Genomic DNA, 12146 nt, shown 5'->3' with positions numbered 1-12146 from the left:
GGGTATGCTTTCAGCTAGTTTTAATTATTATTAAAATAATACTATAAGTCACTTGATGTTGATGATCAGTTTATGTTGATGATCAGTTTATGTTGATTATTTATACCCTCTGCATCCGGATTGCCTGCTATATAGGATTGGATACCGGATTTTGGGGGAAGGTGTTTACATGAGTAATTCCGCCACCAAAGAGCTGGCTTTTACCCATGCGGTTCTCGAAGGCACTTCTTACGAAGTCGGGTACCTGCAGGGAGCAGCGATCAAAGATTACCCGCAGGCTGTGGAGTTTTTCACTTCGGGGGAGGGTCTATTTTCCGACCTCGAGTTTGCAGGTGTAATTGATCTTTTTGATGATTTTTGTCCCGGGTTGAACGAAGAAATCGAAGGCTTTGCTGACTGCCTGGATGTGTCTCCCGAACAGGCCATTTACTATGCGAGTACTTACCTGAAAGCAGGACCTTCTCCCGAAGAAAGTGGGAACTGCAGCCATATGGCGGTCTTGCCTTCAATCTCCGAAAACGAGCATGTTCTGGTCGGAAGGAGTTACGAATTCAGCGACAGGATAGACGACTTGCGGCTCTGCACCACCCGCATAAAGGGAAAGGCTGATCATATAGGTTTTTCGACCTTCTTTTTCGGGCGGAGTGAGGGCATGAATGAGCACGGACTTTCCACGACCATGTCCTCGGCAAGAGTTCCGGTCGGGGTGGGGGAGGGGATGCAGCCGCTCCCACAAAGCGGTTTCCAGTCCTGGGCAGTTCTGAGGGCAGTGCTTGATTACTGCAAGAATGTGGAAGAGGCGCTTGCGCTTATGGATGAAATGCCTCTCTGTTGCAACCTTAACCTGATTGTGGCTGACCGGAGGGGAAAGGCGGCCCTGATTGAAATCTCGGGGACAGAGAAGGCTGTTAAGCTTCTCGACGCTTCTTCTGAAGAACAGTTCCTGTGCTCAACCAACCATCTTACTATCCCCAGCATGGTCCCGCACATCCCCTATGCGATGAAAAATTCTGCTTTAAGGCAGGAGATTCTCGAATCAAGCCTTCAGGAGGCATCCCCTGAAATCGGGCCGGGAACATTGAGCAGAATATTTACGCAAAAGTACCCTGATGGAGTCTGCTGTTCCTATTATGACGAATTTTTCGGAACCCTCAGGTCCCTTATCTTTGATCTGACCACAGGGGAAACCAGGATATGTTTCGGGCCTCCGGCGCTGAACAAATGGAACATTTTCAACCTTGAAAACCCTTCCACCTCCGGTGTATACCAGGCAAAAATCGTTAAGGAAAAGGCTGAACCCGATTTCTGGAAAATTGTAGCTCTCGATTGATTTAACTTAAGTTTTTCTTCGCTTTAAAATGAAAAAATTGAAAAGAGAATGGCTTTAGTCTCTTTTCTTCAAAACCAGGAATTGGACAAGGATCATGAATATGGGCAGGGAAATTGCCACAAGCACTTTTTTCATCCCGACTGGTTTCTTTTCTTCAGCATTTTCTTCTATTTCCGCACTCCCGTTAACGACTCCGTCTTCTCCTAATCCTCCGAGACTGCTGGGAACTCCTTTCAGCTCTCCTTCAGGGTCTCCGATTGTTTCTTCCTCTTCCCCCGTATACTCGGTTATTGCAAAGGGAGAGAAACCGGGAGTTGTAGCCTTAAAGTAGACGTATTGCTCGTTTTCTCCCATTTTCTCGGTTTCCAGAGGGTTCCATTTTTTGTCGTAGTGGAGCAGGGTTATCAGGGATTCGTTGATCCCTTTCTTTTCAATCCAGCTTTTTTCCACTCTGAACTCGATATATGCGTTATCGAGATATTCCGGAAGTCCGGCTCCTTTGTCCCCTACCCATATGTTCAGGTTTTTGTATATCCTTCCGGGTGGAAGGTTTGAGGCGAAGGCTGACTTTTCCTTAAGTACTTCTACAGTGGTGGTTGTCTTTTTAAAAGTCCTCTTTGGATCGAATTCTATAATGGTAATGCATGTGACGTTCTCAGGGAACTCATACCTTACATGGTAGCCGTTGATTATGTGCCTGGTGGAAAGTTCTTTTACTTCAACGTTCCGTGCAGGTTCTTTTGAGCCTCCTGAACTGCTTGAACTCGAAGAGCTTGAAGACCCTCCACCTCCTCCGCCTCCTCCGCCTGAACTAACTACGGTTTCTTTGGCGACAGTAATGGTCTTTGTGATTTCGTTGTTTGTTTCACTTCCTTCAAGCACCTCATTTCCGGTGTCTACAACTGCTCTGACTTCTATTTTTCCTTCCTCTCCTGCTACCCAGGAAAAAGTTCCTCCAAAAGTCTCCCCCGCAGAAAGTGCCGGTACTGTCAGATTCCCTTCACTTGCCCCGTCAATCTCGTATTCAAGAACGTTTTCTTCCGATCCTGCAGTGCCCGTATTTTTCACCGTTACCGTGAAAGTTACGCTCTCATTGGGTTCGGGCTTTTCCGGTGTCCAGGTAAGTGAATCTATAACCAGGTCAGGGTACTCAACAAGCGTTGTTTTCACGCTTACTTCTTTTGTAAATTCGTTGTTTGTATCATCGCCTTCAGGCACCTTATCCTCAAAGTCTAAGTGCACCTTTACCTCCATCACTCCTTCTTTGTCGGGGGTCAGGGAAAATTCTGCGTTTGTTTCCGACCCTGCGAGAAGTAGTGGGATGGAGATTTCTCCCACGGGAGTCCCGTTGATATAATATTTTGCAATGCTTTCCGGGGAAACTGCCAGCCCCTGGTTTTTCACCTTCAGGGTGAAATTTAACGGTTTTCCGGTTTCAGGGTCAGAAGGTTCCCAGGAGAGGTCTTCGACTACAAGGTCCGGATAATTCTGTCCTTCTACTCTTATCGATACCGTTTCTTCATTGTTCCCTTCGTCACTTTCGGTAACTTGCCCCTCTGCATCTGCCTGTACCCGTATATTCACTGTTTCTTCCGTCTCCGGTGTCCATGAAAATGATATTTCTGAACTCGATTCGGGTTCAAGATCCGGTATTATTCTCTCTCCAATATCACTTTCTGCAATATAGTACTCCAGGTCTGTCTCTGGGGATTTTTCTGTTCCCTGGTTTTTTACAATTGTTGTTAGAATTACCGTCTCTCCAGGTTCCGGATTGGGCAGGTCTGCTACGAAATCTTCGATTACCAGGTCCGGGAATGTTTGTTTTATTACATCGATTGATACTGTTTTTTCGTTGTTTTCTTCATTGCTTTCTTCAACCTGATTCCCCGCGTCTGCCTTTGCAAGGATATTCACTGGTTCTTCAGTAGCTGGGATCCATGCAAATGATATTTCTGAACTTGATCCCGGTTCAATCCCTGGAATTTTCCTTTCTCCAGTCCAGGTTTCATCAATATAGTACTCCAGGTCTGTCTCTGGGGATTTTTCCGTTCCCTGGTTTTTTACAATTGCCTTTACAGTTACTGTGTCTCCAGGTTTCGGATTGGACGGGTCTGCCGTGAGTGTTTCGATTATAAGGTCGGGAAATGTTTGTTTTGTTACTTCTAATGATACTGTTTTTTCATTGTTCCATTCATTGCTTTCTTCAACCTGATTCCCCGCGTCTGCCCATGCCAGGATATTCACTGTTTCTTCCGTCTCCGGGATCCATGGAAATGATATTTCCAAACTTGATTCCGGTTCAAGTTCCGGTACTATTCCCTTTCCTATCCCACTTCCTGCAATATAGTACGTCAGGTCTGTCTCATCGGATTTTTCGTTTCCCTGGTTTTTTACAATTGTTGTTAGAATTACCGTCTCTCCAGGTTCCGGGTTGGACGGATTTGCTGTGAAATCTTCGATTACCAGGTCTGGGTATGTTTGTTTTTCCACTACGACGTAATCTGATTCATCGTTGTTCCATTCATTGCTTTCAAAAACCAGGTTATCCTCATCTACCCTTGCCCTTATCCACTTGATTCCTTCGGTTTCCGGGACCCACTGGTAAGACCTGGAAAGGCTTGATTTTGCGGAGAGTTCCGGCAACTGGACCTCTCCGATAAACCCTTCATTAACGTAGAATGCGATATTTGTCTGCCCGGATCTCTCATTTCCCCGGTTTCTTACCGTTACTGCTATGTTTACTGTCTCCCCCGGTTCCAGGTTGTCAGGTTCCACCGAGAATGCTGTTATTATAAGGTCAGGAGACATTTTCTTTTTTGCAGTTATGTTCAATGTTTTCTCATTGTTTTCCTCATCGCTTTCAGGAACTATATCTTCGGAATCCACTACCGCTCTTATTTCAGTTTCCCCTTCGGTTTCCGGGGTCCATTCGAATGATATTTCTGAACTTGATTCTGGAGTTAGTTCGGGTACATCTCCTTCCTCTGCATAAGTTCCGAGATAACTACCTTTATCATAGTAGTTGAGGTCCGGGATCTCCTCTTCTCCCGTATAAACTCCATCAACGTAGAATTCAAGATTTGTCGGCCCCGATTTCTCTGTTCCCAGGTTCTTTACAGTCACTGTTACGGTTGCCGTTTGGCCTGGCTCCGGCTCGGTCGGGTTACTGGAAATTGTTTCGACTACCAGGTCAGGATACGTTTGTTTTTTCACTTCTATTGATGCTGTTTTTTCGTTGTTCCACTCATCGCTTTCGGAAACATAATTTTCTGAATCTGCCCATACCAGGATATTCACCTTTCCTTCAGTACTCGGTGTCCACGTTTCCGAGATCTGAGAACTTGACCCCGGATCAAGTTCCGGTATTTCTCTTTCCCCTATTCCTACTAAGTCAATATTATACGCCAGGTTTGTTTTAATCGATCTCTCAGTCCCCTGGTTTTTTACAATTGCCGTTATAGTTATCATGTCTCCGGGTTCCGGGTTCTCCGGTTCCGTTGTGAGCGTTTCGATTACAAGGTCCGGTAAGTTTTCTATGGACGAATTATTTCCGTCTCCGGAACTTATGTAATCCTCTTCTCCTGCAGATACTATTCCGGGTATCATTGAAATAAATACAAGAGTTACCAGCGTTACTATGATAGATGGGTACTAAATAGTGACCTTCATTTTCATTATCCCTTGCCCCCCTTAGCCAGAAATGGAAACGTCTGGTCTATCAATAACTTATAAATCTGGTAATTATATAAGTCATAGAAATAAAATTTCTCATTTTTTTTACTGAATAAAGTTTCAGGACATAATTCCCACCTGAAATTTTGGGAGTCTGCCTTGAAATGGCAGCCGGGAATCTCTCAAAACTCCTCTGTTTTGCTCCCGTATTTCATCCTCAGCAGTCCCAGAATAACTCCAAGCCCCGCCCCCAGTATGAGCCCGAGTTTTACATCTCCTAAGATGATTCCGATTCCGCTTCCGACTAACCATCCTCCTGCGAATGCAATTACTGCATCGTCCTTCCTTTGTTCTCCCTCTTCCTGCTCCCCCATGAAAGTAGATTGGCTTGCCTGAGATTTATATATGCAGGTCTTTATTTTTTTAATCGGTTTTGGATTTCAGGATTTTTGCCGGATGTCAGGGTTTTTTATATGAGTCCGGATATTCAGGTTCAGGCCTACGGGATATATTCGAAGTTCCATAGCGGTAGGCCCCGGACTTCCCCTTTTTCCAGGTGTTCAAGCTCATGTGCCGCACTGTATGCAGGGGTGCCCTTAAGTGAGATCTTTTTTTTCTCTATTTCCCGGATAAAGATCTTCTTTTTCCCGGGGTCCACCTGTGCAAGGACTATCTTCCTTGCCTTCAGGATCATGCGGTAAGGCCTTATAACAAGCTCTCGTTCCCCTTTTCGTCCGCATTTTTCGAGTCTGTATACGCTGCCTTCCTGCTTCAAGATTTCAGGGTCAATAAAAAGGTAAATCTCTTCAAGGGTATAGCCGGCTTTGTTTTCTTCGTCATAATAGGTTGTCACGTCCTTTACTGCAATGCTTCTGCTTTCCTCCGCGGCGTAACTCCAGGAACCGCCGGACTTCAGGGAAAGGAGCAGAGGCAGAAAAACGTCTTCCTGAATCCCGAAGCTCGAAAGGATTTTTCTTTCCTGTGCTGAGAACTTGAAAATCGCCAGAATATCTTCAGTTTCCATGAGCACCCCCAAATAACTGGAATATCGAAGTTTATTTAAGTTTCTTCCGGCGTGTGTATTTTAGTTCAATCATCTGAGGTATTTTGAGTTATGAGTCATTTTGAGTCATTTTAAGATATTTTTGAATTTTCACTCTTGAGGTCTTTTTGATGTATGAAGATAAAATGAAAACTTACATCTCTGCAAACGGTGTAGGGGCTGAACACCTGAGGTTCAATGCTTCCTGTCACTCGGTTGAAGAAGCAGCTGAAACCGTCGGGGCATCCCCCAAGGATTTTGTAAAGAGCATCTGCCTCCTTGACCCGGATGGGAACCTTATTGTAGGTGTTGTCAAAGGGGAGGACCGGGTCAGCACTTCAAGGGTCGGAAAAATCCTGGGGATCGAAAGGCCCAGAACCGCTCTCCCTGAAGAAATCCTCGAAAAAACCGGGTATCCCTGCGGAGGGACTCCTCCTTTTGGATTTGAAGCCCTTTTCCTTATTGACCCGAAGGTTACGGAAAAAGAGCTTGTATATGCCGGGGGAGGCTCTGAGACTTCCCTTCTCAGGGTCCCGCCAGAAGAACTACAGAGGGCAAATGGTGGGAAAGTCGTGAGGATAAGGAAATAAGACCTGCGGGGCGAAAAGATAGTAAATTACAGGAACACAAAGTGAAAAGTTGAAGTAAAAATGGTAACTTAAAAGCGGTAACTTAAAAGCGGTAACTTAAAAGCGGTAACTTAAAAGCAGTAACTTAAAAACTATAAATTAAAAGCGGGTGGCGGAGAAGAAGGGCTGGAAAAAAAGCAGTTGGAAAAGCATGGGGCAAAAATGAGCTCCATTTGAAGGGCAATTAAAAAAAATAGAAGCAAAAACCTGTTCAGACGATCAGGTATTTGCTTTCCTTGACCTGTGCCCTGGTGTCGACTCCCAGGATTCCGGCAAGTTCTACTCCTTCACTTCCTATTTCGGAAAGCTGGTTGTAGATTTCAGCTCTGGAGATGTATTTTTCTGTTCTGGTTCCGTCGGCTTCCTCAAGCTTGATCGTGATTTCCTCTTTGTTGTGCCCTTTTGTGAGGCATTCATGGACTATTGTCCCGTATTGTTCGGCAATCACTTTCAGGCAGTCAAAGACCTGGTTGTTGGAAATGGCATCTTCTTCGTCAATGAGGACCTTTGAGAGGGAATAGGTGCGGATGTTTGCTTTCAGGTAAGCCTGGATTTTTCCGGGGATCTTTGCAAGGCTTCCAATGTCAACCAGAGCTCCCAGTTCCTTGTCGGCTGTGATCTCCTTGTCTTCATCGTAGACAAAATACCTGTTATCTCCGCCTTCAATCCTGAACTTCCTTTTTGCTTTTTTGTCTTCGAGGCTCAGACGGATGTTTTTCTGGCTGTCATACTCCAGGGAAGTTACAAGCAGGGCAGAAAGCTCCTGCATTTTTATCTTTTCTTCCTTCCGGAGAAGCCCTGTCTTTGTCCAGCCCGGAAGGCTCAGACTGCCTATCAGTTTCTCAACGGTTAACCCTTCTTCTGCAAAGCCCAGTTTGTACCTGTACTGCAGCCCTGAAACCGAACCTTCCATCTGTCCGGAAAGAGTATTTCCTTTTGTGGAAAGTTCAAAACTTTTTTCGGCTCCGTAAACACCTGATATTAAAAACTTACTAAGTATATCGAGTATGTTGGTCTCAATTCTTTGATATTCAAGGGAGGCTCCACTCTCAACCTTTTTTGTTTCTGTTTCGAACACTTCTCGCTCTTTCCCGATATTTTCGTTGCACGTTGCTAGGACTGCGTCCACACAGGGGCGGGTCTCCTCTGTGTCGATTTCTTCGGCAAGCTTTTTCACCAGGGAATTGAAACGTTCTTCAAATAGATTTAGTTGTTCTATTTTGTTTTTCAGTGCAAGGAGTAATTCCTTGTTCTTGCACTTGATTTCTATTATGGAGTTCTCCAAAGGTATCACTCTGGCCGTAACCTCCATGAACGTTTTCAGATCCTCAATGAAATCTCGCTGCACAGGCAGTTCCGTAGAGTCCTGATATGTATATCTCATAAGAGCACCCTGAATATCTAAACAAACCCTTCAAATATTCTATGCGGTATGTCTATATAATATTTTATCTAAATGTTGTTGTTATTTTATGAAAGTATTTTCCTTCCCCGGGCTTTTATATTTTCCAGGAGTGTCCCGGGCCCACATCCTAACTTTTAAAAGCTGTCAGAGCAAAACTTTCCTTACAGGGTCCAGGATCTCGTTTATGTATTTTGCAGCTGAGTTTTTAAGGTCCATCGGGTGAAGGTCTTCGGCTGCAAAGGCGCTTTCCATTTCGGAGTAGCTGTTGTATTTAAGGTCCCCTCCGAACTTTTCCGGCCTTTCAATTACGATTTTCTCGTATCTCGGGAAGATGTGGTAGCGGAAAAGGGCAAGAATCGGGTTTTCTTCTGTATCTCCCATCTTGCAGAACGCTTTCTTGAATTTTTTGTATATGTCTTCTTCAGTGTCGTCCACAGAAATAAAGTTATCCTTTGAAGAAGCCATCTTGGTCCCATCGAGGCCCAGGAGAATCGGGGTGTGGATACAGACCGGAGTCGGGAAACCCAGAGCTTTGAGGTTTTCACGGGCAAGCATGTGAATCTTCCTCTGGTCAATTCCGCCAACAGCAACGTCTACTTCTAGCATGGCAATATCAATTGCCTGCATGAGGGGGTAGACCATCTGGGAGACCATGGGGTTGTCCATCGCACGCCCTACCTCATCCATGCTCCTCGTGGCCCTGTTAAGGGTCACTGCCTGGGAAAGCTTGAGCACGTTTAACATGTACTCGGATCCCAGCTGGTAGTCCGACCCGTATACGAAATCGGTCTTTTCTTCATCAAGCCCGAGAGCAATAAAACAGCGCTTGTTGTAATCCGCAACCTTCTTGACCTCTTCGAGTGTTCCCTTCTTGTTCAGGTAAGCGTGCACGTCTGCCAGCAAAACAGTAATCCTGAATCCCGCATTCTGCAAATCGATTAACTTGTTAACGGTAAGGACATGTCCCATGTGGATCTTTCCGCTTGGTTCATATCCAACATATGCGCAGGGGGCTTCTTTTTTCTTGAGAAGTTCTTCCAGTTCTTCCTCAGTTACGATTTCCTGAACATTCCTTTTTATAAGCTCAAGTCTGTCCATTGCCTCTACATTCCTGACGTTTATCTTGTAATTTTTTTCTAAGCCTTAATTCTAACCATTATTTTTTCCGGAATTCGGTATCCTGGATTCCCGGAACTCCTCTCATCCGTACTATACGGAGCGAATGGTCGTGAATCTTCTTCGTATTCAGAAAACTCAGTTTCTATTAATAAGTTTCTCTAATAGCGCTTTCCCTTCTTCGGATTTGAATTTCGGGATATCCCAATTCTGGATGATTTTTGTGCGCAGGGACCCTGTTTCCCTCCCGAGCACGGGGTTGAAACCGGAAATCTCATACTCTGTCCTGTAAATAAGGATTCCTCTCCGCTGCCAGGCAGGAACTGCCGCAATGTTGGTTCCCCTTTCGAAAAGCAGTTCGTGGATGTCCCTTTCTCTTTTCCTTCTCAGGAATTTCGAGGCTTTTGCCCCTCCCATGCCTTCTTTCCTCAGGGTATAGTACCCGTAGGAGAAAACACAATTGCGCCAGGCTTCAAGCTGCCTCCAGTGCAGGTATTCCTGAATTTCTTCTTTTTGCAGGGCAACAACCCTTGCGTCAAAAGCCAGGGGTTTTTCAAGTCCCAGGGATAACGTAAGTGCGCTTCCCAGATAGCTTGCCGTGACCGAATCAATTTTTTCGACTCTTCCGCCAAAAGGGGGGTCAAAGAACAAAAGGTTAACTTCATCCGAAAAAGTGTAGGCAAAAAGGGGGCTTATGCCGCTTTTTTTAATAAATAGTTCTGCAGTATCCGCCATTGCCCTGGCAAACCTTTCGTCATAGGGCTTTCTAATGTCCAGGTTCAAAAGCGTATTTTTGAAATTTCTACCGTCAGCGCGCACAATCACGGGAGATACACAGCGCATCTCAGCATAGATTTCCCGGTTTTTCATAGAAATTTTGTAAAAATTACTTCAGTCTTCTTTCTGTTTTTTGTATCTCTGGATGACATCCCGGATTATGATGATATCTGCTGCTGTTATTACCCACCTGTAGGGAATGATTACGCCTTTGCTGCTCAGGTCAAAGAGGTCCCTGTTGATGTCCGAAACCGCAAGCCCGCTGATTTTCTGACTCTCAACATCAATCACAACGTCCTGCAACTTCCCTACATAAACACCAGCGTTGGTGTATATGTTCAAGCCAAAGAGTGATGTAAGTTCTGCGCGCATTATATCCCTGCTTTGTAAATTAATTTCAATATTTCTCTCTTATTCTATATGAAACACATACTTATATATGTTATAGTTTTGCCAAATTTTCTTCTACATTTATCCCGGAACTGAAGAGTCTTCTGTATTTGTGAGTATTTTTACTCAGTTGTTGGTGAATCTTTAGTTGTTTATTATAATTATTATGTATTTAACTTGACGCAGGGCCGAACAGGGAAATGAAAAAAAAGCAGGTAAAGATGGGAAATCTCAGACCCCCAGCCCTGAGATTACCTTCCTTATGGTTTCTGCTGACTTCCTGAGGATTTCATACTGTTTCTCGCTGAGTTCGAGTTCCAGAATTTCTTCAACTCCCGATGCCCCGAGTTTTACAGGAACTCCGAAGTAGATCCCCTCCTGCTCGTATTCCCCTTCAAGGTAAGCGGAAGCGGGAAGTATCCTCTTTGAATCCTTCAGCACCGCCTCTGCCATCCGGGCAACGGCTGCCGAAGGCGCGTAAAAAGCACTTCCCTGTTTGAGCAGGCCCACTATTTCGGCTCCACCATTCACGGTCCTGTCCACCAGCCGTGTGATCTCTCCTTCCGGAAGAAGTTCTGTGAGTGGGATCCCCGAGACCGTGGTGTACTGGGGAAGCGGGACCATCAGGTCTCCGTGCCCTCCTATAACCATGGCTTCAACATCTTTTTTAGAACATCTGAGTTCCTCTGCAATGAAACTTGCAAAACGCCCCGCGTCCAGGACTCCACTCATCCCGAAGACTTTTTCAGGCTCAAAGCCTGTCGCCTTTAAAGCAGTGTAAGTGATTATGTCTAGCGGGTTCGTAACATTCATCACGATGGAGCTCGGTGCATATTTCGCAATATTCTTCGAAACTTCATTTATTATTTTAGTATTGGTACTGATCAGGTCTTCCCTGCTCATACCAGGCTTCCTGGCGATCCCGGCCGTGATGATCACGAGGTCCGAGTCGGCAATGTCTTCGTAGTCATTGCTGCCTCTGATGGCGGTATCATAGCCAACGATGGCTCCCGCCTGCATGAGGTCCAGGGCTTTTCCCTGGGGCAGCCCCTCTACTATATCGGTCATGACAATTTCGCCAAGTTCCAGTTCGGCAAGCCGCTGAACTGTGGTCGCACCAACATTTCCTGCACCAATCACGGAAATTTTAGCCATTTATTTGAACACCTGTGGTTTGAAAATATTTTTGTAGGACGCCTTTCTGGAATCCATTTTTTATGAATATTTGTAATGTTTCCCCGAATCCGGTTAAAGGATATCAACAATGTTTCTTCTAATTCCGTTTAATAATATTATCTATGTTTTTCCTTCTTAAATTTGAAGATATCATTAATTTTTTCTTAATTCGGGTTATGTGTATCAACAATGTCTTTCCAATTCGGTTTAAGGATATCAACAATGTTTTTCCAATTCGATTTAATAATATTATTTATGTGTTTCCCAATCCAATTTAATAATATTATTAATGTCTCCCCAAATCCGGTTTAAATTCTCTATAATGTGTTTTTTCGAATTATCAATCTGCTAGACTATTATTTTGATATTTATCTTTTTGTTATTATTTTCTTTGGGGTGTTTATAATAATCGGGCAACAGAGGAAGTTTAATTATGCTGATCACGGCTATTTTTTTGGAATTGTCTAATTGTTAATTATGATCAGGTTGCTTAATTATGATCGGATTGCTCAATTATGATCAGGTTGCTTAATTATGATCAGGTTGCTTAATTATGATCAGGTTGCTTAATTATGATCGGATTGCTCAATTGCGATATTACGCACCCTA

10 protein-coding genes are annotated in these 12146 nt (G+C 44.5%); 2 read left to right on the top strand and 8 right to left on the bottom strand.

Going from position 1 to position 12146, the window contains the following annotated elements:
- Positions 1-169 precede the first annotated feature (169 nt).
- On the top strand, positions 170-1330 hold the full coding sequence (locus MSMTP_RS14395; protein ID WP_048180774.1) for a C45 family peptidase: 1161 nt from the start codon (positions 170-172) through the stop codon (positions 1328-1330).
- A 54-nt stretch (positions 1331-1384) separates the two neighbouring features.
- Here MSMTP_RS14395 and MSMTP_RS18130 read toward each other — a convergent pair whose 3' ends face one another.
- From MSMTP_RS18130 to MSMTP_RS14380, 3 genes are all read right to left on the bottom strand, one after another.
- On the bottom strand, positions 1385-4936 hold the full coding sequence (locus MSMTP_RS18130; RefSeq protein ID WP_052718417.1) for a CARDB domain-containing protein: 3552 nt from the start codon (positions 4934-4936) through the stop codon (positions 1385-1387).
- A gap of 248 nt (positions 4937-5184) precedes the next feature.
- On the bottom strand, positions 5185-5376 hold the full coding sequence (locus MSMTP_RS14385) for a hypothetical protein (RefSeq protein ID WP_048180772.1): 192 nt from the start codon (positions 5374-5376) through the stop codon (positions 5185-5187).
- Positions 5377-5501: 125 nt separating this feature from the next.
- Entirely contained in the window at positions 5502-6026 is a 525-nt protein-coding gene (locus MSMTP_RS14380; protein WP_048183706.1) for a RimK/LysX family protein, read from the bottom strand.
- A 149-nt stretch (positions 6027-6175) separates the two neighbouring features.
- On the opposite strand from MSMTP_RS14380, the gene MSMTP_RS14375 reads away from it, so the two are divergent.
- Positions 6176-6634: an aminoacyl-tRNA deacylase gene (locus MSMTP_RS14375; RefSeq protein ID WP_048180768.1), complete on the top strand. Its 459-nt coding sequence runs from the start codon at positions 6176-6178 to the stop codon at positions 6632-6634.
- 250 nt (positions 6635-6884) lie between these two features.
- Here the strand turns inward: MSMTP_RS14375 and MSMTP_RS14370 are convergent, their stop codons facing one another.
- The 5 genes from MSMTP_RS14370 to mdh form a co-directional block, all read right to left on the bottom strand.
- Positions 6885-8057 carry a hypothetical protein gene (locus MSMTP_RS14370; RefSeq protein ID WP_048180766.1) on the bottom strand — a complete coding sequence of 391 codons (1173 nt, stop codon included), beginning with the start codon at positions 8055-8057 and terminating at the stop codon, positions 6885-6887.
- A gap of 165 nt (positions 8058-8222) precedes the next feature.
- Positions 8223-9176, bottom strand: a complete 954-nt coding sequence (locus MSMTP_RS14365; RefSeq protein WP_048180764.1) for a tyrosine--tRNA ligase — start codon at positions 9174-9176, stop codon at positions 8223-8225.
- A 156-nt stretch (positions 9177-9332) separates the two neighbouring features.
- Positions 9333-10064 (bottom strand): tRNA(His) guanylyltransferase Thg1 family protein, encoded by a 732-nt coding sequence (locus tag MSMTP_RS14360; protein WP_048180761.1) that lies wholly within the window; start codon positions 10062-10064, stop codon positions 9333-9335.
- A gap of 21 nt (positions 10065-10085) precedes the next feature.
- On the bottom strand, positions 10086-10343 hold the full coding sequence (locus tag MSMTP_RS14355; protein ID WP_048180759.1) for a PRC-barrel domain-containing protein: 258 nt from the start codon (positions 10341-10343) through the stop codon (positions 10086-10088).
- 249 nt (positions 10344-10592) lie between these two features.
- Positions 10593-11516: a malate dehydrogenase gene (gene mdh / locus MSMTP_RS14350; RefSeq protein WP_048180756.1), complete on the bottom strand. Its 924-nt coding sequence runs from the start codon at positions 11514-11516 to the stop codon at positions 10593-10595.
- Positions 11517-12146 lie beyond the last annotated feature (630 nt).

It is taken from the genome of Methanosarcina sp. MTP4, from assembly GCF_000970045.1.
Classification (GTDB): domain Archaea; phylum Halobacteriota; class Methanosarcinia; order Methanosarcinales; family Methanosarcinaceae; genus MTP4.
Note: the sequence above shows the minus strand (reverse complement) of the source record. Positions and strands in the feature narration are given on the sequence as shown.

Bases quoted from the DNA above. Each gene is read 5' to 3' on its own strand.
- mdh (WP_048180756.1), bottom strand. From the start codon at position 11,516: ATGGCTAAAATTTCCGTGATTGGTGCAGGAAATGTTGGTGCGACCACA.
- MSMTP_RS18130 (WP_052718417.1), bottom strand. From the start codon at position 4,936: ATGATACCCGGAATAGTATCTGCAGGAGAAGAGGATTACATAAGTTCC.
- MSMTP_RS14370 (WP_048180766.1), bottom strand. From the start codon at position 8,057: ATGAGATATACATATCAGGACTCTACGGAACTGCCTGTGCAGCGAGAT.
- MSMTP_RS14380 (WP_048183706.1), bottom strand. From the start codon at position 6,026: ATGGAAACTGAAGATATTCTGGCGATTTTCAAGTTCTCAGCACAGGAA.
- MSMTP_RS14385 (WP_048180772.1), bottom strand. From the start codon at position 5,376: ATGGGGGAGCAGGAAGAGGGAGAACAAAGGAAGGACGATGCAGTAATT.
- MSMTP_RS14360 (WP_048180761.1), bottom strand. From the start codon at position 10,064: ATGAAAAACCGGGAAATCTATGCTGAGATGCGCTGTGTATCTCCCGTG.
- MSMTP_RS14395 (WP_048180774.1), top strand. From the start codon at position 170: ATGAGTAATTCCGCCACCAAAGAGCTGGCTTTTACCCATGCGGTTCTC.
- MSMTP_RS14355 (WP_048180759.1), bottom strand. From the start codon at position 10,343: ATGCGCGCAGAACTTACATCACTCTTTGGCTTGAACATATACACCAAC.
- MSMTP_RS14375 (WP_048180768.1), top strand. From the start codon at position 6,176: ATGTATGAAGATAAAATGAAAACTTACATCTCTGCAAACGGTGTAGGG.
- MSMTP_RS14365 (WP_048180764.1), bottom strand. From the start codon at position 9,176: ATGGACAGACTTGAGCTTATAAAAAGGAATGTTCAGGAAATCGTAACT.